23 protein-coding genes and 2 pseudogenes are annotated in these 19,903 nt (G+C 57.7%); 15 read left to right on the top strand and 10 right to left on the bottom strand.

Annotated features, from left to right (window positions below):
* Positions 1-245 precede the first annotated feature (245 nt).
* From B347_RS0113185 to B347_RS0113155, 7 genes are all read left to right on the top strand, one after another.
* The gene (locus tag B347_RS0113185) at positions 246-1,016 is read left to right on the top strand and encodes an ABC transporter substrate-binding protein (RefSeq protein WP_019410172.1); all 771 of its coding nucleotides are present in this window, start codon (positions 246-248) and stop codon (positions 1,014-1,016) included.
* Between the two features lie 116 nt (positions 1,017-1,132).
* On the top strand, positions 1,133-1,822 hold the full coding sequence (locus tag B347_RS0113180; protein ID WP_009682422.1) for an ABC transporter permease: 690 nt from the start codon (positions 1,133-1,135) through the stop codon (positions 1,820-1,822).
* The gene (locus B347_RS0113175) at positions 1,819-2,532 is read left to right on the top strand and encodes an ABC transporter permease (RefSeq protein ID WP_009682423.1); all 714 of its coding nucleotides are present in this window, start codon (positions 1,819-1,821) and stop codon (positions 2,530-2,532) included. Before B347_RS0113180 ends, B347_RS0113175 begins: the two co-directional genes overlap by 4 nt.
* Positions 2,533-2,559: 27 nt before the next feature.
* Entirely contained in the window at positions 2,560-3,327 is a 768-nt protein-coding gene (locus B347_RS0113170; RefSeq protein ID WP_019410171.1) for an ABC transporter ATP-binding protein, read from the top strand.
* Between the two features lie 23 nt (positions 3,328-3,350).
* Positions 3,351-4,463: a DUF2817 domain-containing protein gene (locus B347_RS0113165; RefSeq protein WP_019410170.1), complete on the top strand. Its 1,113-nt coding sequence runs from the start codon at positions 3,351-3,353 to the stop codon at positions 4,461-4,463.
* Between the two features lie 186 nt (positions 4,464-4,649).
* Positions 4,650-5,717, top strand: a complete 1,068-nt coding sequence (locus B347_RS0113160) for an aromatic ring-hydroxylating dioxygenase subunit alpha (protein ID WP_019410169.1) — start codon at positions 4,650-4,652, stop codon at positions 5,715-5,717.
* A 1-nt stretch (position 5,718) separates the two neighbouring features.
* Positions 5,719-6,822, top strand: coding sequence for an FAD-binding oxidoreductase (locus B347_RS0113155; protein WP_019410168.1), 1,104 nt, complete (start codon positions 5,719-5,721; stop codon positions 6,820-6,822).
* A gap of 120 nt (positions 6,823-6,942) precedes the next feature.
* Here B347_RS0113155 and B347_RS26930 read toward each other — a convergent pair.
* The 6 genes and pseudogenes from B347_RS26930 to B347_RS25950 all read right to left on the bottom strand — a co-directional run.
* A pseudogene (locus B347_RS26930) lies at positions 6,943-7,089 on the bottom strand (phospholipase D-like domain-containing protein); the annotation flags it as partial.
* Between the two features lie 27 nt (positions 7,090-7,116).
* Positions 7,117-7,245, bottom strand: a complete 129-nt coding sequence (locus B347_RS27045) for a hypothetical protein (protein ID WP_254925078.1) — start codon at positions 7,243-7,245, stop codon at positions 7,117-7,119.
* On the bottom strand, positions 7,235-7,561 hold the full coding sequence (locus B347_RS0113145; protein ID WP_019410167.1) for a TrbM/KikA/MpfK family conjugal transfer protein: 327 nt from the start codon (positions 7,559-7,561) through the stop codon (positions 7,235-7,237). The genes B347_RS27045 and B347_RS0113145 overlap by 11 nt, the downstream gene beginning before the upstream one ends.
* A 29-nt stretch (positions 7,562-7,590) precedes the next feature.
* On the bottom strand, positions 7,591-8,358 hold the full coding sequence (locus B347_RS25015; protein ID WP_019410166.1) for a lytic transglycosylase domain-containing protein: 768 nt from the start codon (positions 8,356-8,358) through the stop codon (positions 7,591-7,593).
* On the bottom strand, positions 8,345-8,650 hold the full coding sequence (locus tag B347_RS25010; RefSeq protein WP_019410165.1) for a Flp pilus assembly complex ATPase component TadA: 306 nt from the start codon (positions 8,648-8,650) through the stop codon (positions 8,345-8,347). The genes B347_RS25015 and B347_RS25010 overlap by 14 nt, the downstream gene beginning before the upstream one ends.
* Positions 8,651-8,659: 9 nt before the next feature.
* Positions 8,660-8,893, bottom strand: a complete 234-nt coding sequence (locus tag B347_RS25950) for a TrbI/VirB10 family protein (protein WP_019410164.1) — start codon at positions 8,891-8,893, stop codon at positions 8,660-8,662.
* Between the two features lie 20 nt (positions 8,894-8,913).
* Between B347_RS25950 and B347_RS25005 the strand changes: the two are divergent.
* Positions 8,914-9,993 (top strand): annotated as a pseudogene (locus B347_RS25005) (transposase); the annotation flags it as partial.
* Positions 9,994-10,121: 128 nt separating this feature from the next.
* On the opposite strand, the gene B347_RS0113125 reads toward B347_RS25005, so the two are convergent.
* Together B347_RS0113125 and B347_RS25000 are read right to left on the bottom strand one after the other, a co-directional pair.
* Positions 10,122-11,090 (bottom strand): tyrosine-type recombinase/integrase, encoded by a 969-nt coding sequence (locus tag B347_RS0113125; protein WP_019410162.1) that lies wholly within the window; start codon positions 11,088-11,090, stop codon positions 10,122-10,124.
* On the bottom strand, positions 11,087-11,800 hold the full coding sequence (locus B347_RS25000; protein WP_019410161.1) for a hypothetical protein: 714 nt from the start codon (positions 11,798-11,800) through the stop codon (positions 11,087-11,089). Before B347_RS25000 ends, B347_RS0113125 begins: the two co-directional genes overlap by 4 nt.
* A 179-nt stretch (positions 11,801-11,979) precedes the next feature.
* Between B347_RS25000 and B347_RS0113115 the strand changes: the two genes are divergently transcribed.
* Both B347_RS0113115 and B347_RS0113110 read left to right on the top strand, forming a co-directional pair.
* Complete coding sequence (locus B347_RS0113115; RefSeq protein ID WP_019410160.1) at positions 11,980-12,417, top strand: DUF6530 family protein; 438 nt, start codon at positions 11,980-11,982, stop codon at positions 12,415-12,417.
* 84 nt (positions 12,418-12,501) lie between these two features.
* Positions 12,502-12,732 (top strand): hypothetical protein, encoded by a 231-nt coding sequence (locus B347_RS0113110; protein ID WP_019410159.1) that lies wholly within the window; start codon positions 12,502-12,504, stop codon positions 12,730-12,732.
* A gap of 139 nt (positions 12,733-12,871) precedes the next feature.
* Here the strand turns inward: B347_RS0113110 and B347_RS24995 are convergent, their stop codons facing one another.
* On the bottom strand, positions 12,872-14,335 hold the full coding sequence (locus B347_RS24995; RefSeq protein WP_019410158.1) for a YfjI family protein: 1,464 nt from the start codon (positions 14,333-14,335) through the stop codon (positions 12,872-12,874).
* A 656-nt stretch (positions 14,336-14,991) separates the two neighbouring features.
* On the opposite strand from B347_RS24995, the gene B347_RS0113100 reads away from it, so the two are divergent.
* From B347_RS0113100 to radC, 5 genes are all read left to right on the top strand, one after another.
* Positions 14,992-15,321 carry a hypothetical protein gene (locus B347_RS0113100; protein WP_019410157.1) on the top strand — a complete coding sequence of 110 codons (330 nt, stop codon included), beginning with the start codon at positions 14,992-14,994 and terminating at the stop codon, positions 15,319-15,321.
* Positions 15,322-15,392: 71 nt separating this feature from the next.
* Entirely contained in the window at positions 15,393-16,361 is a 969-nt protein-coding gene (locus B347_RS0113095) for a DUF932 domain-containing protein (RefSeq protein WP_019410156.1), read from the top strand.
* An 81-nt stretch (positions 16,362-16,442) separates the two neighbouring features.
* Positions 16,443-17,447, top strand: coding sequence for a YqaJ viral recombinase family protein (locus B347_RS0113090; RefSeq protein WP_019410155.1), 1,005 nt, complete (start codon positions 16,443-16,445; stop codon positions 17,445-17,447).
* 106 nt (positions 17,448-17,553) lie between these two features.
* A complete protein-coding gene (locus B347_RS0113085) occupies positions 17,554-18,474 on the top strand; it encodes a hypothetical protein (RefSeq protein ID WP_019410154.1) in 921 nt (306 codons plus the stop codon).
* A gap of 51 nt (positions 18,475-18,525) precedes the next feature.
* A complete protein-coding gene (gene radC, locus B347_RS0113080) occupies positions 18,526-19,023 on the top strand; it encodes a RadC family protein (RefSeq protein WP_019410153.1) in 498 nt (165 codons plus the stop codon).
* 105 nt (positions 19,024-19,128) lie between these two features.
* Here radC and B347_RS0113075 read toward each other — a convergent pair whose 3' ends face one another.
* Positions 19,129-19,785, bottom strand: coding sequence for an inovirus Gp2 family protein (locus B347_RS0113075; protein ID WP_019410152.1), 657 nt, complete (start codon positions 19,783-19,785; stop codon positions 19,129-19,131).
* Positions 19,786-19,903 lie beyond the last annotated feature (118 nt).

The following is a 19,903-nucleotide window of genomic DNA, read 5'->3' as shown; positions in this document are numbered from 1 at the left end:
CCATGTTGTTGCGCAAGACCCGATACGGTGCAGCCTCTGATGTAACCATGCGTAACAAAAAACCATAGTGGCCCGGCGACTCAGCCACCCCGGGCTTATCAGCACCGCGAAAAACAGCACCTTGCAGGCATTTTCCGTGAATTGGCCTGCATTTTGCATTTAATGTATATACAGGTACTATCATATAAAGATTTTTCTGTAATACATCGTTAGCGTTCGATCCGTCAGACAAAGGAAAAACAACAATGAAAAAATTTGTCCTCGCCACCGTCTTTGCATTGGCTTCCACCGGCGTCCTGGCCAAGGATTTAAGCGTCATTCGCTTTGGCGTCGATCCGACCTTCGCTCCGTTCGAATCGAAAAACCCCGACGGTCAACTGGTGGGCTTTGACATCGACCTGGGCAACGCCATTTGCGCCGAGCTGAAGGTCAAGTGCGTGTGGGTGGAAAACGCATTCGACAGCATCATCCCGGCGCTGCGGGCGAAAAAGTTCGATGCCGTGTTGTCGGCAATGACCATCAACGACCAGCGCAAAAAAAACGTGGACTTCTCCGACCGTCTCTATAACTCCCCCAACCGTTTGATCGCGAAAAAGGACAGCGGTCTGCTGCCTACGCCAGAATCCCTGAAAGGCAAGCGCGTCGGCGTAGCCCAAGGCACTACCCAAGAGACGTACGTCAAAAAAATCTGGGCGCCTGAAGGGGTGATCATGGTCACCTACCCCAATCAGGACTTGCTGTATCCGGACCTGGTCAGCGGCCGTATCGACGCCAGCCTGACCGATGCCGCCGTGGCCGAACTGGGTTTTTTGCAAACGCCTAAGAACACCGGTTTCGCCTTCGCCGGCGACGCTGTGTACAACCAGGAACTGCTGGGCGAAGGCATTGCCATCGGCCTGCGCAAGAACGAGCCGCAGCTGATGGAAGCCATCAACCGGGCACTGGCCGAAATGCACAAGAACGGCACCTACGACACCATCCAGAAGAAGTACTTCACCTTCGACATCTACAACTAAAAGCCCTGCGCTTGACCGGTGCCGGAACGCTCGCGGCTTGGTGATCCGGCGCCTTGCCCATCCATTTCGCGCAAGGGCCGGCCCCCGGGCCGCCCTTGCCAACGGAGAGACAGAACATGCTTTTACAGGGCTATGGTTCGCTCATTCTCGAAGGTACGTTGGCGACCATCCAGCTGGCACTGATGTCCATGGTACTGGCCGTCACGCTGGGCCTGATCGGCGCATCAGCCAAACTATCGAAACAACCGCTGCTGCGTCACCTGGCCGCCGGCTACACCACGCTGATTCGCAGCGTGCCGGACCTGGTGATCATGTTGTTGCTGTTCTTCAGCCTGCAGATCTGGCTGAACAACCTGACTGAATGGCTGGACACCGAACAGATTGACATCAACCCCTTCGCGGCCGGGGTGCTGACCCTGGGTTTCATCTACGGTGCCTATTTCACCGAGACCTTCCGCGGCGCTTTTCAGTCCGTGCCAGCCGGCCAGTTGGAAGCTGCCGTGGCCTACGGCATGAATCGTCGGCAGGTGTTTGTGCGGGTGCTGTTTCCACAAATGATGCGCTTCGCCCTACCGGGAATCGGTAACAACTGGCAGGTGTTGATCAAGGCCACGGCGCTGGTGTCGATCATTGGTTTGATCGATATCGTCAAAGTCACCCAGGACGCGGGCAAGAACTCCATGGACCTGTTTTTCTTCAGCGTGGTCGGCGGCCTGATCTACCTGGCCCTGACCACCGTTTCCAACGGCGTGCTGATGTGGCTTGAACGCCGCTACTCGGTGGGCGTCAGAGGTGCGCAGCTATGATCGATATCGTCCAGGAGTACTGGAAAGCCTACCTTTGGTTTGACGGCTACCAACTCTCAGGCGTGGCCATGACCCTCTGGCTGCTAGTCGCTTCCATCGCCATCGGCGGCACCCTGGCCGTGCCGCTGGCCGTGGCACGAGTCTCGTCCAATCCGCTGCTGCGCATGCCCGTATGGTTCTACACCTACGTGTTTCGCGGCACGCCGTTGTATATCCAACTGCTAATCCTCTACACCGGGATCTACAGCTTGCAAGTGGTGCGCGACCAACCGACCCTCGATGCGTTTTTTCGCGAGGGCATGAACTGCACCCTGCTGGCCTTTGCCCTCAACACGTGTGCCTACACCACGGAGATTTTCGCCGGCGCCATCCGCGCCACGCCCTATGGCGAGATCGAAGCAGGCCGCGCCTATGGCATGTCCACCTTCACCCTGTACCGGCGAATCATCCTGCCCTCGGCATTGCGCCGTTCGCTGCCGTACTACAGCAACGAAGTGATCCTGATGCTGCACTCCACCACTCTCGCCTTCACCGCCACCGTGCCCGATCTATTGAAGGTCGCTCGCGACGTCAACTCTGCGACCTACTCCTCGTTCGAAGCCTTCGGCCTGGCGGCGGTGCTGTACGCGCTGATGGTGTTTACCCTGGTCTGGCTGTTTCGTCGCTGCGAAGTGCGCTGGCTGGCCTTCTTGCAACCGCAGGCGCATTGAGTGACCGTCCTTTTGGAGACATCGAACATGTATAAGCTAAGCGTAGATGAGCTGCACAAGAAATACGGCGACCACGAAGTACTCAAGGGCATATCGCTCAAGGCCAAAGCTGGCGACGTAATCAGCATCATTGGCTCCAGCGGCTCGGGCAAAAGCACCTTCCTGCGTTGCATCAACTTCCTGGAACAGCCGTGCGCCGGAACCATCACGGTAAACAACGAGCAAATCCGCACCAAACAGGATCTCAACGGCGCGCTGCGGGTGGCCGACCCGCGTCAGCTGCAAAAAGTGCGCACCAAACTGGCGATGGTGTTCCAGCACTTCAACCTGTGGCAGCACATGACCGTGCTGGAGAACATCATCGAAGCACCGGTGCATGTGCTGGGCGTCAAGCGCAAGGACGCAGAGGCACGCGCGCGGCAGTACCTGCATAAAGTCGGTCTGGACCCGAGCGTTGAGAAAAAATACCCGTCCCACCTGTCCGGCGGCCAGCAGCAAAGGGTCGCCATTGCCCGTGCCTTGGCCATGGAACCGGAAGTGATGTTGTTCGACGAACCCACTTCCGCGCTGGATCCGGAACTGGTGGGCGAGGTGCTGAAAGTGATGCAGGCCCTGGCCGAGGAAGGTCGCACCATGGTCGTGGTCACCCACGAGATGGGGTTTGCGCGCAACGTCTCCAACCATGTGATGTTCCTGCACCAAGGCCGGGTTGAAGAGCAAGGTCCGCCGGGTGAAGTGCTGGTCAGTCCGCAAAGCGAGCGCTTGACCCAGTTCCTCTCCGGCCGCCTGAAGTAACCCCATTTCGACAGGAGACAACCATGAGTAACGGTTTTCCATCACACCGCAGCTTTACCCAGCAGCGTGAACAATTCCTCGCCGCCGCCGAGGCCGTCGGCGCCCGTCTTAGCCATTACCCGCACCCATTGCGCGGCCCGTTCGCCGAGGCCCTGGGCACAGATGTGGCCCTGCTCGGCAACCCCCAGGCCAAACGGGTGTTGGTGGCCTTGAGCGGCACCCACGGCGTGGAAGGTTATTACGGCTCGGATTGCCAGCGCCAATGGCTACAAACCTTCAGCGAGCGCAGCCTGCCCGACGACGTCGCGGTACTGATGATCCACTTGATCAACCCGTGGGGCACGGCCTGGATGCGTCGGGTCAACGAGGACAACATCGACCTCAACCGCAACTACCTGGACTTCACTAAGACACCACCCGACAACGCGGCTTATGAAACTCTGCACCCGATCTACACCTGTACCCAACTGCGTGGCCCCGAACGTGAGCGCGCCGATGCCCAGCTCAATGAACGGATCAGCCGCGAGGGCTGGTCGGCGGTGATGTCGATTGTCGAGGCCGGTCAGTATCGCCATCCCGATGGCCTGTTCTACGGCGGTAACAGCTCAAGTTGGTCGAACCAGACCCTGCACCGGATCCTCGGCGAACACCTGGCACACGCCGAGGTCGCGATGTGCTTCGACCTGCACACCGGCGCGGGCGATTATGGCCATCCGATGTTGATGACCATTGCCCAGGCCTCGTACCCGGCACTGCCCCAGGCCCAGGTGTTGTTCGGGCCCTGGCTGTTCACCCTGATGACCAGCGCCAACAGCCAGAGTGACACCGGCGTTGCTGCCACTGCCACCGGTTACACCTCCCAGGCCATCATCAACGCCTTGCCTCATGTGCAACTGATGCCGTTCGTGATCGAGTGCGGCACCTACCCTGGTCAACAAATCCATGCGGTGCTGCGCGACGATCAGTGGCTGCACCTACACGGCGACCCAACCGGCCCCGAAGCACGGCAGATCAAGTTGCAACTGCTTGAACAATTCTTCCCCGCGGACAGCGACTGGCAAGAGTTGGTGTGGGTGCGAACGCGGCAGATCTGGGAACGGGCGTTGTCCGCGATAGGCACGCGCGGCGGTCTGTAAAACGCACAGCACCCAGTGTGGGAGCGAGCAAGCTAGCTCCCACAGGAGATGTTCGTGGGGACGCGATAAACACTTAAGAGAACCTAAACCAAATATCAGTTTTATCCATCTATTCTTACTCAACTGGCCTCTCGTATTCTGGATACGTCGTTAGCCACGATCCGAATAATAATAAGGAGAGACCCCATGTTTATGCGCAACGCCTGGTATGTCGCCGCCAGTGAAACCGAACTCGGTGAGCAACTGTTTGCGGTCAAGCTGCTGAATGAGGCGGTAGTGCTTTACCGCAAAGGCGATGGCACCCCGGTCGCCCTAGAAGATGCCTGCCCGCATCGCAAACTGCCGTTGTCCTTAGGGCGGCGCCAAGGTGACGACATCGAATGCGGTTACCACGGCCTAACCTTCGACTGCTCGGGCAGTTGCGTGCGCGCCCCCGGCAGTAAGCACGTTCCCCAAGGCGCCAAGGTGCGCAGTTATCCGCTGGCCGTGCGCTACGGCCTGATCTGGATCTGGATGGGCGATGCCGAGCTGGCCGACGCCAGCAAGATTTGCCACGTGCCCGAATGGGGCGATCCGGCCTGGGGCCTGAATCGTGGCGACAGCATGGTCATCCCCTGCAACTACCTGTACATGACCGACAACCTGCTCGACCCCTCCCACGTGGCCTGGGTTCACCAGTCCTCCTTTGGCAGCGCCGCATGCGCCCAGGAGCCGCTGCAAACTACGGTGACAGACGTCGGCGTGATCGTGTCGCGGTGGATGCGCGACATCGAAGTGGCGCCGTTCTACGCCAAGTTCGTCAAGTTCAGCGGCAACTGTGACCGCAAGCAGCATTACGAAGTGCACTACCCGGCCCAGGCCATCATCAAGGCCATCTTCACCCCGGCCGGCACCGGATCGGATGCCGGGCCGGTGCACGAACAGGTGTTCTTGATGAACTCCTACAACTTCATGACCCCCATCGATGAATCCACCACCCGCTACTACTGGTTCCAGGTGCGCAACTTCGACCAGGACAACGAGGAAGTCTCGCGCCAGTTCGATGAGGACGTACGTCACGCTTTCGCCGAAGACCGCGTGGTGCTCGCCGCCGTCCATCAAGGCATGGCCAACAAGTGCAGCCCCAATATCGACCTGGCCTCCGACTCGGGACCCCTGCGTTTCCGGCGTAACCTGGCCAAATTGATTGCCCAGGAACAACCTGCGGACTTGATCCCGCTGGTACAGGCCAGACCGCAAACAGCGGGGGTTTGAGATGAGCAGCCAACCCCAAGGTTTCAAGGCTTGGCGGGTGATCGAGAAAACGCCGGAAAGCGCGGTCATTACCTCCTTCGTCCTCGCGCCGCAGGACGGTCCTGCACCCATGGACTTTCGTCCGGGGCAGTTCCTCACGGTGCGGCTGGTGTTGGGCGACGGCACTCGAGTGCTGCGTAACTACAGCGTCAGTGCCTTCACGGACAACCCGCTCCAGGTACGAATTTCGGTCAAGCGTGAACCCGCCCCGTTCGATCGCCAAGACCTGCCGGCCGGACAAGGTTCCAACCACCTGCACGACGGCGTGCGGGTTGGCGACGTACTCGACATCGCAGGCCCATCCGGCACCTTTGTGCTGGACGAGCAAAGTCCAAGGCCGGTGGTGCTGTTCAGCGGCGGCGTCGGTTTGACGCCCATGCTGAGCATGCTGCATCGCCTGAGCGGCCAGTCGATGCGCCCGGTGCACTTTCTGCACGCCTGCGAAAACGGCGCGGTGCATGGGTTTCGCGATGAAGTGCTGGCCCTGGCCGACCGGCGCCCGGGCATTGAAGTGCACTTCTGTTATCGCAATCCGAGCGAGGCGGATCGTGACCGCTTTCACAGCCAGGGCCTGATCAGTCGCCAAACCCTGCAAAGCCTGCTGCCGTTGGACGACTATGATATCTACCTGTGCGGCCCCAGACTTTTCATGCAGGCCAACTGGCGGCTGTTGCGCAGCCTTGGGGTGGCCCGCGAACGAATTCATTACGAGTTTTTTGGCCCGGCGACGGTGCTTGAGGAAGACGACGTCAGTCCAGCGCCGCCACCTGAGCCGACGCTGAGCGAACCTGTGGCAAAGGACGGTGCCGTAAGTGTCTGCTTCATGCCGTCCGGCACCCGCGTAGCCTGGGATGAAAACTGCCATTCATTGCTCGAATTGGCCGAACAGGCGGGCCTGACTCCGGCGTTCAATTGCCGGGCGGGCTTGTGCAATACCTGCCAGGTGAGCTTGCGCGAAGGTACGGTCGAGTACTTCGACGACCCGCTGGACGCTCCGCAAAACGGTGACATCCTGTTGTGCTGCACGCGGCCCACCAGTGCGATCACGGTGCAACTGCGCCAATAGTAAGCGCTGTAGGCGAAGTCGGCCGCGTGTCTGATGCTGGGCGCGAAAAATCAGATCCAATATTTGGGTACCCGTCTTGGCTATAAGCGTCAGGGCATGGCGCCCAGCAGTTGAGCGCGCTTCTTCGAGGTTGCTGCGGTGATCGGCGACCACCGCCACGTCAACACCGCGTTGCTTGGCGGCAACCAGCGCTCGGGTAACGTCTGGACTGGTGAAGACGTACGCAGCAACGCGGATAGAGCTGGTGGCCGCGTAAATGGTGCGCAAGACTAGTTTCTGTGCAGAGCCCTCGGGCTAGAAACCGACCTCGATGCGACGGCTTGCGTCGCCCTCGTTGTCAGCAGCCAGGGCCAGCACTTGCAGGCTGCCCCCCGCGACCAGTGCCATCGTCAACGCCAGTGGCTTGAAAACTCTAGAAACCATGTTCTACAGGCCCCCAAATATCGTTGGCCTTTTTAGTCAAACCCTCATCGTCCTTGCAGGACTCATCAGTCTCCCCCCGTGCGGCTTTCGTGCGCGAAGGACTGAAATGTCCGTGCTTGTAACGCTTGATACTGAAATATTTCTGGATGTACTTGTCGCAGTCACCATCGCGGGTCATGCCAAGTAGACAAAGAACAGCACCGCAAGCGTCGGGGTTACTGTCATGGCCATAGGGCGGCTGGACCGGTTCATCAGCAACGGCTGGACCTGACAGCAATAACGCTCCCAGCAAAAAAACGGATGGAAGTTTTTGCATAAATCCCCCTTTTCTCGCGTGCGAGAAATTCAATTGATGATCTGTACGAAAGATGGCTCGACTTGCGCTTGCCCTTGGCCGGATGCCAGCGCAGCGGCTGGTTTGGGATCAGCGAAGCGTTGGAACTGTTCAACCGGCGCGGCATCGCCAGTGTCCAGCGCAACTTGAATCCTTGACTGCTCAGGGCTAGCCGGTTGCATCGCAGCCTGTTGAGCGGGTTGCGGTGCCTGGCCGTTTTCGTCGGTCACAATCATCCATGGGTCACTATGTTTTGACGAAGCTGTACGAGCGCGCACAGGCGTTTTTCGTGCCCCTGGTGATGCAACCGCTACGGGTATCGCCTCATCGCCTGCAGTGGCCTCCACAGCAGGCACAATCGGATCAGCACTCGAAGGATTCAGGGCACCGACCACAACTTTCTGCACGTAGGACAGATCACCCTCTTTGTCCGGGCGATAACCACGTACAGGGTTCCCGCTGTAGTACATCGAGAGCGAGTCGCGCAGGGCTTCTTGTGGGTTCGGATTCGCGGTCAGGGCTTTGGTGTAGTTCTTGACCATCAGCTCGCTAATCGCCTGCAGGTTGCGGCACGGCTCAAACGCTTGGGCGTAGCTCAGGCCGAGAGCCCGCATGTTCGTCACCAGGAGCTGGCCAATACCGACCGAGAAAAGGAAGCCTTCGCGCTCCAACCGTTCGGCGGTGGCCACCGCTTCACGCAACGACTTGGGCTGACGCTCCAATCGGCCATCGACAACCCCAATAGCGTAAGGGTTGTAGGTCGATTCATTGCCGATCAATGACTTTAGGGTCTGCGGATGCACCCTCGGCGAGATTGATCGGAATACGGCCCGACAGAATCGGCGTATACGAGTCAACCTGTTGCCCGGTATGAGCGGCAATCACCTCACCGAGCGAGGTAATTAATCCAGTTGTTACCCCCTCGATCTGCACCGGCTTCATGAACCGACTGCCGTGATAACCGGCCCAGACGTTGCCAGGGCCGTTGATCGCAATTTCGGTCACTTCTGGATCGTCCAGCAGCGTGACCAGGTTTTTCAGTTTGGCGCGGAACGATGCAATCTCAGACATACCGCTTCCTCACTGGATGAAGGTGACGCCGCCACTCTTGGCGTGCTCGATCTCGGCCTCGAATTGCGAGGTGAAATCCAAATCGCGCTGCAGGTAGATCACCACACGCGAGCCATGGGGCACGGTCAAAGTTGGTTGGATACTGGCGTAGCGACCCAGGATCGTTTGGGCCGACTCAGACGCGGCTTCCTGTACTTCCGTGCGATAGCGTGACGCCGAGTTTTCCTGATCGCCGGACGACACTCCGGTATTCGAGGCACCGGGATAACCAAGCGCTGCGCCGTGACCGACTGTCCTGGGTCAGCCAGAACTATCTCCGCGACGACACCCTGTCAGCAGCCAATGCCATTCTGGTGTCTGCGCAAAGCCAACTGGAGCTGGCTCAGGTCTGGGGCGGCGGCGAGGTGGCCTCCGCCGATGGCATGCGTTTCGTCGTACCGGTGCGCACCGTGCATGCCGGTCCCAACCCGAAGTATTTCGGTACCGGACGGGGAGTCACCTGGTACAACTTGATTTCCGATCAGTTCTCCGGCCTGAACGCCATCACGGTGCCTGGCACCTTGCGCGACAGCCTGGTATTGCTAGCGGTCGTGCTGGAACAACAGACCGAATTGCAGCCAACACAAATCATGACCGATACCGGTGCCTACAGCGATGTGGTGTTCGGGTTGTTCCGCCTGCTCGGTTATCACTTCTGCCCGCGCCTAGCCGATGTCGGCGGTACCCGCTTCTGGCGCACGAGCCCAGACGCGGATTATGGCAAGCTCAACGGACTGGCGTCGGTAAAAATCGACCTGATCGCCGAGCACTGGGATGACCTGCTGCGTCTCGCCGGGTCGCTCAAGCTCGGTCGGGTACCGGCGACCGGCATCATGCGCACGTTGCAAATGGGGGATCGTCCGACCCGTCTGGCCCAGGCATTGGCAGAGTTCGGACGGATCGAGAAAACTCTGCACACGCTGACCTACATTGATGACGAATCCAAGCGTCGTGCCACCCTGACCCAGCTGAATCGCGGCGAAGGCCGGCACAGCCTGGTCCGTGCCGTGTTCCAGGGCAAACGCGGCGAGCTTCGCCAGCGCTACCGCGAAGGTCAGGAGGACCAACTCGGCGCCTTGGGCCTGGTGGTAAATATCATCGTGCTGTGGAACACCCTCTACATGACCGCCGCCGTGGAACGGCTAAGGCAGCACGGCTACCCGGTGCAGGAGGAGGATCTGGCTCGGCTGTCGCCGCTGATCTATGAACACATCAACATGCTGGGTCGGTACTCCTTCGCGGTACCGGAAGAGGTTGCTCGAGGTGAGCTGAGACCGCTGCGCAATCCAGACGACGATCAGTGACATCTCTTCGGTGAAAGGTCGCCTCCAGGACATCCGAGCTTAAGTGCACTTTCTGTTCCGTTGCTCCCCAAACCCCCTATCCACTAGCCGCCTCAAGTACAAAAGCGACGGAGCAGTAACGGTCGGTGTCAGTAACGGACCTTGAAGGTCGGCGAATCCTCCGGTCTTGAGTGGCGCCGATCATAGAGTTTGGTCGTGCTGATATTGGCATGCCCGAGCCAGGCCTGGACCTTGGCGATGTCGGCTTCGTGCTCGAGGGCGTTGGTCGCGGCCGTCGCGCGTAGGCCATGCACGCCTAGGCCGGCAACGGCAATCCCGGCCGCCTTGGCGTACTGGCCAACAAGGGCATAGATCCCCTCGGCGGAAATCCCTTCGCCGGTTTTCGGTCCGCGCAGTGGTCGAAACAGTGGCGCTTTTTCCTGATCTTGGTGATGCCCGAAGACATCTAGGTAAGCTTGCAGGCGTTCGGCGGCGGCCGGGTGCAGCGGCACATAGCGAAGCTTGCCTCCCTTGCCATGAATGCGCAGGTGCTGAATGCCCCGACGCTGTTGCAGGTCGTCGACTCGTAGGCGGGCGGCCTCCTCGCGACGCAGGCCGTGGTAGAGCAAGACGGCGAGAATCGCCCGGTCACGTTTACCTTTAATAGAAGAAGGATCTGGCGCGTCGAGCAGCGCCTTGGCCTGCTGATCGCCGAGGGCCGGGGTCTTGCCTTCGTTGCTCTCGATCTTCGGCCGTTTAACGCCATGCACCGGGTTGCCACCGGCCACTGCGTTGCTGTCCAGCAGGTGATCGAACAGGCTGGCCAGCGCCGCGAGCTTTCTACGGATGGTCGCACCGGACAGCGCCTTGCCCTCCAGGGCCGAACGCCAGGCTAGCACATGGGCTCGGGTCACCTCACGAAACTGCTCCGGCCCATGGATACCGACAAAACTGCAGAAATCGCGTATATCGCCCTGGTAGGCCCGGCGGGTCCGCGGGTTGTCCAGGTTGGCGAACCACTCGGCGGCGGACGGCATGTTGCTCAAGCCCAGGAATTCGGCGGCGCTTAGTCGGCACTCGGCAATTATGGGGAGAGCGTCCTTTTGCTCCTTACTCATGCCTTCTCCAGAGCAAAGTTTTTGCGGTGGATAGCACGGCACTCGGCGATCACTTTTGCCAGCAGGGGACGTTTTTCTGGCTGAGGGTTGATGCTCTGATTGAAGTCTTTTCGATCTTTATCGAAGGATGGTAATACCCCTGCCGACGTGCCGAGCAGCATTTCCAGTTCCAAGGACAGCAAGATCACGGTTTTGATAGCCAGCCCTATCTCCTGGCGAAAGCGGGTTGAGCGCTTTTCCATGTCGTCCCATACCGATTCAGTGGAAGGCCAGGGCTGTGATTTGTGATGAACCAGACGATTCCGGGCTTTGATGAGCGCTCGCAAGTCATTGAGGGCGGGACCATCGGTCCGAAGAGAGCGACCGCAGACCAGTTGAGGCACTATGACCCACTTGGCCAACAGGTCGAGTTTGTCGAGGTGTTCTTTGGCCATTTCATCGCCAAGCTGAATGGCGGCGAAATCGAAGGCGGCCGCCTCGAGCGCCATAGCTGAGAAGACAATGGTTTGTATGCCACACACGGTAAGTCGTTCGTCCTGCGCCATATAGGCGCTCGGATCGTGATCGTCGCCAGGATCCGGCAGTCGATTGATTGTCTCGGTTAGGTACTGCTCGTAGGCATCGGCCGCCATGGCGTAATAGGTGCGACTCAACGTGGCGATTCGCGCCCAACTCTCTTGCACAATAAAGCTCTGCCCTTCGACTTCCATGAAACCATCCTCTCGGCCTATATAAACTAACGATAACGGTTTTTATCGTTAGTTTATAGACGAAAGCCATTACTCGAAAAAACACTGCGGACGGCCTTCCCTTTCGGATCTCTATTTACTAATATCAGTGAAATTACTAATTTTAGTAATGTTAGTGAATTTACTAAGGTGACGAGCACATGAAAATCCCGACGTACTTGAAGCACAAGCCCGTTCTTGAAGTCGCTAACTACGATCAACTCGATGGGCCTTACAGGAAGAAGACTGATGCGATGGGCCTTTCGGTAGGCCTGGCGCAATGGAACGAGCCCGGTTGCACGGAGATCTCGGCCAAGGTGTGGCGCAACACCGGCGAAAAATGGTCCCGCCAATCGGAAGAGTTACCCCTGCATCGGGTGATTGATCTGGCCACCCTGGTCTGCGCCGCTATCCGCTACGCCGAAAATGGCAACGAACTGACGGCCACCGATGATTTCCCCATCACCTTCTCCACCGATAACGAGGAATTGAAGCGGTACCTGGAGATCATGAAAAAAGAGCTGGCCGCCAATAAAGAGCATCTGGACGTGAGTCTGGATCGCTTGGTGATTGCCTTGAACAAACTAGGTAAATGCTAGATATCAGCAGTGGAACAATCGGGCCAGGACTCGCACCTAGATAGCGAAGCGGCTCTCCGATAGACGAACGAAAGGCTCCCCACGATGGCGACATTTACCCACACAGATAAGCAACGGGCTTTGAACAATGCTCACCAGGAGATTGCCCGGATTGAGGGGCAGGACACGCCAAACCGGGTAGAGCTCATGGCTGAGCGCGCGCGAGGCTATCTTGAGGCCTTGACAATCATGGGCGCGATCAGCGCAGCACAGTACGCTCAGTTGCTCGGGGAGGTGGATGAGGCCGAGCGTGTAGAGTCAAGTGCGCACAGTTGAGGCCGGCAACTGCGTATAACGGGGCACTCGTTAAATCGCCCCGCAGAAAAGCCCGCTGCGGCGGGCTTTTTCAGACAGATCGGTCTGGTAGCTGACGATAGGGGCGTTGTACCGGCTACGAGCGATGCCTAAATGAGCTTTAAATTAATGAAAGTAGGATCAAGCTAATACATTCAGTTTTACCCTGCTGAAAAGAATAAATCCGCCCTTGCTGACGAAGCACCTCCAAGGCCCTGTCTAGGCGACCGTTGCTCCTAAGCTTATTAGGCCCGCTCTGTCGTACGTGGTTTTTTGGGATATTTATACGACCGGTCATCGCCCTTTGCAGCCAACTGTAGAGTTCATTTGCATCAACTTCTTCTTGTGGCGGCGGCATAAAAAGCTTCATAAACTCGTCCGAGTAGTAGAAGCACAGGCTAATCGCGGCGTTAACGGTGCTCAGTGAAATATCCCCTTCGAAACCTTCAAAGCAATGAAATAAAGCAGCCACTCGCGCGATATTGTCCGCAAGCTTTGAAGCATGGTCCCCTGCTCCCGCAAAGCGCCCATTTGGCCGAATTTCTACTTCAATCGCATTGAAAATACTCAGCCATTGTTCACTGGCTTCGGGGGAGAAATGTATCACGCCTTTTTCTCGACCAGGGTCCTTCAGCAAGGCCATATTGGGCTGAAGTAGCTCGACTAGACGCGCTGCGAATTTATCGCAATGGTCCGACGACACGGTCCCATTTTCGATGAAACGAGAGCCCTGAGTTGACCAAGGCTGGCAGACCAAAAATCTTGCCCATAACCCGGAGCCTCGAGACTGTTCGCCACGCTGCTCCATGTAGTTTTGGAAGGCGCTCTCTTGCGCCATGATCGAAACCGTCAGACGTGCATCAGCGAGCACGTAACTCTCGATCGAAACACGATCTACGGTTATGGAGTCCCCGCTCCAGAGGGCATTCTGTTTCGACAGGTCATTCAAGGCTCGTCCATTCAAAACCCCACCGCCCTCACTGGAAATCAATCCTGCGGTCGGTAAGTCTTGATGCAACCCACGAAAGAGGGCTTCAGAAGTCGCATCCTCATAGAGAAGTTTGAATTGTTTGGGCTTGGTAGGCTTTGCGCTTTCCAGCACCTTGAACCTCCGATCTTCATCGTCTGAGGGTTCTTCTTGAATGGCTTTTTTGTGGATCGACTTGAGGATGGCTTTCTTCTTGGTTTCCCAAATGTGCAGCTCGGTTTTCCACTCGTTCAAAGCCGTTTGATAAATTAGGTTTTGCTGCTTCTGAACGGTACGGATAGCACCCAGAAAGACGTTCTCCACGGTGGATTTACGCTCACCTGAGTTCGCAATCGTCAGCAGCATGAGTGAAAGCGGCACGCGTTGGCCATTCGGTTTACGCACATCAAATAAGCCCTGTACGGCAACAGCAATCGCTGCCAGCGCCGTGGAGAAAATCAGCGGCCGAGGGGCTTTGATGTTGTTCTGGGCCTCATCCACGGCAGCGCTCAACAGTGGCAGTGGCATGTAATGCGGAAAAAAATCTCCTCGCCCTGGGAGGGGGGCGTAATTCTGGGGCTGCTGCCAAGGTATAGGCTGATTGAAAAATTGGCTCATTGCGCAACACTCACGGCGAATACTTCGGCAATCGTGCTCGTACCCCACCGACGATGGTGTTCAGTACCGTTGATTTCTGAGGCCTCCCCCAGGCATTGGCAAGATTGCCCTGGCTTCAAATACAGTCCTCTCACGACGGGCTTACCGCTGTTGTCGTTGTTCATCGTCCTACCTTGTTGTTGAGTTCAGACGCTGCCTGACTACCCTGATAGCCCATTGGCAATGGTTGTCAAAACGTCATTGTGGGTACGCCTATGGGCGGTCGCCGTCCCCCTCTTCATCTCCATCCTGGTGCTGGACCGTACTGGCGAGGGCGGGTCATTGCAGGTGATCCATCGACTAAAATCAATAAATACTTGTATGTAAACCTGCTATTTCCGCTACTAATAGCGGAAATAGCAGATTTTTATGGTGCATGGATATGTGTTTTGTGAGTATTTCATAGCGCCTCCCCACAAACCTAAAACTCGAGTCGAGCTCAGCTGCCGCCAAAATTTTTGGCATATTTAAATCTCGATCCCCTCTGCTTGAAATCGTATTCAAAAAAAATTCAGACCTATATCACTCCTGTGAACGCCCCACGGTATCGACTGCTGTCGGGGATTTGGCGTGCCAGCTTTTGCCTCAGCACGCTCATCACTTGAGAGGATCTGCGTATGTATACCCCTTGCCCAAGCTGTAACTCTGGACGCGTCGTCACGAAAAATATCGGTAAGCAAACGGGTGGATTAATTGGTGCGGCAGGCGGTGCGGCCAGTGGTGCCGCCGGTGCCCTGTCAGGTGCAGAAGCCGGCGCGGTGCTGGGCGTAGTCGGCGGGCCGGTGGGCATCGCTATCGGCAGCATCGCCGGGGCGATTTTGGGTGGTCTGTTCGGTGGGGTCGCGGGTGGCATTGCCGGGGCCACGCTGGGCGAGCAGATCGATGACAAGGTGCTGGATAACTATCAGTGCCTGGCGTGCGGCTACAGCTTCAGCGTCAACCGTTAAGTCGTTGTGAACAGGCGTCGTTTGTTGATGAAGCGACGCGCTTTTCCCTTCATTCGCAAGGAATTATTCCCATGGCTCATCTCGTTGAACAAATGGCTTACGTTGGCGCCACGCCCTGGCATGGTCTGGGCAGTCGCCTCTCCCCCAAACAACCGCTCGAAGTCTGGCAGCGTGAAGCCGGGATGGACTGGCAGATCCAGGAAAGCCCAGTCCACTTCAAGGCGGATGCCATCGGGCACCTGGGAAGTATTCATACCTTCCCTGAACAGAAGGTTCTCTACCGCTCCGACACCAAGGCCCCCTTGTCGGTGGTATCCAACCGCTACCAGGTGGTGCAGCCCCGTGAAGTGTTGGAGTTCTATCGCGATCTGACTGAGGTCTCGGGCTACGAGCTCGAAACCGCGGGAGTGCTCAAAGGCGGTCGCAAGTTCTGGGCGCTGGCCCGTACTGGGCAAGGCACGGCGTTGAAGGGCAACGACCAGGTGAATGGCTACCTACTGCTGGCCACCTCCTGTGATGGCACATTGGCCACCACCGCCACTCCGACCACGGTGCGCGTGGTCTGCAACAACACGTTGACCATCGCCCTGGACGGCACCACCCGCGCGATCAAGGTGCCGCACAACACCCGCTTTGATCCGCAGGCCGTGAAGAAACAACTGGGAATCGCCGTCTCCCAGTGGGACGAGTTCATGTACCGAATGAAAAATCTGGCTGAACGCAAGGTGCAGTGGCATGAAGCGATGGGCTTTTTCATGAACGTGCTGTGTGACGTAACCCCCAATAGCAAACTGCCCGAAGTCCTGCCGAACGAGCGCGCACTGCGCAAAGTCCAAGGGCTGTACGAAGGCGAGGGTCGTGGAGCAACGCTTGAATCAGCCCAAGGAACTGCGTGGGGCTTGCTCAACGCCGTGACCGAGTATGTCGATCACGAGCGACGCGCCAGGAGTACTGAATACCGCATGGACTCGGCCTGGTTTGGCCAAGGTGCGGTCATCAAACAACGCGCCTTGCAGGCCGCACTGGAGCTCGCCGCCTAGCTCCACTCACTTACTCAACTATTAAAGCGCCTGGTTAGCGTCTGCTGGCCGGGCGTTTTTTATGCCGCACAGGAAAACATCATGGGCACACAAACTCTGCAACACACCAGCAGCAAACCCCGTCCTGCGTTACGTCTGGTCGGCACCAAACAACTGCCGCGCGAGGACTGGTTGGCCGTACGTAAACAAGGTATTGGCAGCTCGGATGCCGCCGCAGCCGTGGGCCTCAACCCTTACAAATCCCAGTTGGAGCTGTGGATGGAGAAGACCGGCCGTGACACCGTACTGCCCAAACTTGATCCGCAGGATGAAGAGAGCCCTGCTTATTGGGGCAATATCCTGGAGCCGATTGTCGCAACACATTACACCCGGCGCAGTGGTCACCGGGTGCGGCGGGTCAATGCTGTGCTGCAGCATCCGGATCCCAAACTAACCTGGATGTTGGCCAACATCGACCGAGAGGTGATCGGCGCGTCAGAAGTGCAGATTCTCGAATGCAAAACCGCCGGCATAAACGGCGCACGCCTTTGGAAAGAAGGGGTGCCCGAGTATGTGCAGTTGCAAGTCATGCACCAGCTCGCCGTCACCGGCAAGCAGGCCGCTGATGTGGCGGTACTGCTCGGTGGTCAGCACCTGGAGATCCATCGTATCGAACGCGACGAATCACTGATTGCTCGACTGATCGACTTGGAGCGGCTGTTCTGGGATTACGTGGTCAGTGATACCCCGCCGCCGGCAGACGGATCTGCCTCAGCGGAGCAAGCGTTGCGCTGCCTGTATCCACAGGACAGTGGGCAAAGCCTGGACTTCAGCCAGGACGCGCTGCTCTGTACGACCTTTACCGAACTGCAGAGAGTGCGCGAATCGATTGCTCTGCAGGAGAAGCAGGAAGCTCAGCTCAAGCAAATGTTGCAACAGGCCATGGGCGATGCCAGTCGGGCGACCTTCGTGACCGGCTGTATTACGTGGAAGAAAGCCAAAGACAGCGTGGCCCTGGATATCCCCCGTCTGCTCAAAGAAAAGCCCTATCTGCAAGTACGCTACTCGACCACCAAAACCGGCAGTCGGCGTTTTCTGCTGGCCTGAACGTTCGTTCGCTCTTCCCTTATTCCCATGCCCTTTCTCTCCAACGCCACCCTGGCCGTTTGCGCGGTCTCGGTGGCGTTTCTATTTCAGATACAGGAGAACTTCCATGCTCAAAGGCTTAGCTATCACCCCTCCGGTACTCGGGCGTATTTCCATTGGCAAGGTCGTCGAGAAAAACGGCAAACGTCTGCCGGAGAAAGACGACCAGTTCACCATCACTTCGCAGGTACAAAGTCGCGACGGCTGGTTACTGCATCCCCTTAACGAAGAACTGCGCAATGGCCAGGACGGCAAGCTGCGCAGCATTCCGATTCGGCTGCTGTTCAACGAGCCGGACCTGAACTTTCGCGCGGACTACAGCCTGTTCGACCGCACCACTGGCAGACCAATGTGCGTCGGCAATGGTGAGACCTGCAAGCGTTTGACCAAGGATGGCATCCAGTCGTTGCCCTGCCCTTCACCGGATGGCTGCTCACTGGCTCAAGGCAATGCCTGCAAGCCTTACGGCCGGCTGAACGTGGTGATTGGCGATGACGATCCGCTGGGCAGCTTTGTCTTCCGTACCACCGGTTTTAACAGCATTCGCACCCTGGCAGCGCGCCTGCATTACCTGCAAGCCATCTCCGGCAATCGACTGGCCTGTTTGCCGCTGGAGTTACGCCTGCGCGGTAAATCCACCCGGCAAAGCCATGGCACGCCGATCTTCTACGTGGACATCACGGTACGCAATGGGCTGACCCTAGAAGACGCCTTACTGGCAGCCAAGCAAGTGGAGGAAACCCGGCAAGCCGCAGGTTTTGACCAGCGCGCCTTGGATCACGCGGCCCGGCAGGGCTTTAACAATGGGGCCTTTGAAGACAGTGAGGAGGACACCGGGGCCGTCGTCGAAGAGTTCTTCCCCGCCATTGAAGATCAGACCAGCCCTATAGAGCCCCAAGCCCAACTGGCAGCGCCTGCCAACCCCTCACTCGCCCAAAAGTTGGAGTCGCAAGCCTCGCGGCACAACGGCAAGCCCACCGTCCAGTAACAGGGTTTCTCAGATCCCTCCGTTCTCACGCATTCGCACAGGAATATCCGCATGAAATATCACAAACTCAAAGCCGGTGAAACCACCGGTACCTACGTGATGGAATCACCGGTCACCGAAGCTGACATCCTGCGTATGGCTCAGCAGCTGGCAATGAGTCGCCTGTCTAAAGGCCGGGCATTGACTGAGCCCAAGCAGGTCTTCAGCCACCTGCAAACACTGCTGCAGTACCACGAACATGAAGTCTTTGCTTTGCTACTGCTCGATACCAAACACCGGGTAATAGGCTTCAGGGAGCTATTCCGAGGCACGCTGGATGGGGCCAGCGTGTACCCGCGGGAAGTGGTCAAGATCGCTCTAGAGCACAACGCCGCGGCCGTAATTATGGTTCACAATCATCCCTCCGGCGATCCGGAGCCAAGTCAGGCTGATCGCACGCTCACCGCCACCCTCAAGAACGCTTTGAACATGGTCGGTACCCGGATATTGGATCATGTCGTGGTGGGCCATGAAGGCTGCGTGTCGTTGGCTGAACGAGGTTACCTGTAGCCCTTATGGTCACACCGTCCGATAGACTGCTCTTGGCTGATGCCAGGGCGGTCATCGGCACGGTACCCAATCACTTATTTTTTTGTCGTGATCCAGTGGTTGTACTTAGCTTCGGCTGCAGCCAAAGCCATGGCTGCCATCCACAAAGGCCTTGGTAGCCGACTTGCAGAGATAACTGGTTCGGTGGAAGAACACAGCCTGCCCAACCAGGTCGTCACGATGTAAGTGATAGTAAGGATTCGGCGGGATCTCGACCAAGCCGCTGACAGCCTCTACAGATAGGCCCAAGGCGCTGGCCCAGGCCTCCACCAGACGGTTGAACATGTTGTCCCTACCAGGCTCAAACTTACCCAGCGCGTTGAAGGCATCGTAGTTCAACAGAATGGCCAGATGGTGGTGCGGCTTGCCATGCTGGCCTTGCTCTCGCGCCCAGACGTATCGGACCTTGCTGTCGTGAGCATAGGGATTCAATTGGCGAGCCATACTGCGGTTATGTCGGATCTTGGCTTTAAAGGATTCGATGAAACGCTCAATGACCTGATTCGTGTACGCGTAGTCAGGTAACTGAAGTCCTACAGGCAGTCGTAGGTCGACTCGGAAGGCAAATACTCTGGAGTATTGAGCAAGAGCGCACTGCATCGTCTGTTGGAGACGATTCAGGTACTGCTGAATGAAAGGACCTTTGTCTTCTTGAACAGGCCAGCTCTGGAAGGTGCTGCCGCTGTGAAGGATCAGGTTGGTGTTATCAGGGTGGCGGATCATGTAGGTACTCCAGTGCTTAGTTTCATACCTTCAGCATGGGGAGTACTTATTTACCGACGGTCCTGCACTGCTTCCTTGCAGTCAGGCCTAAATGGGCCTGAATCATTGTCTAGACCTA

This window comes from Pseudomonas psychrophila HA-4 (assembly GCF_000282975.1).
Classification (GTDB): domain Bacteria; phylum Pseudomonadota; class Gammaproteobacteria; order Pseudomonadales; family Pseudomonadaceae; genus Aquipseudomonas; species Aquipseudomonas psychrophila_A.
This window is presented reverse-complemented; position numbering and strand designations above follow the sequence as displayed.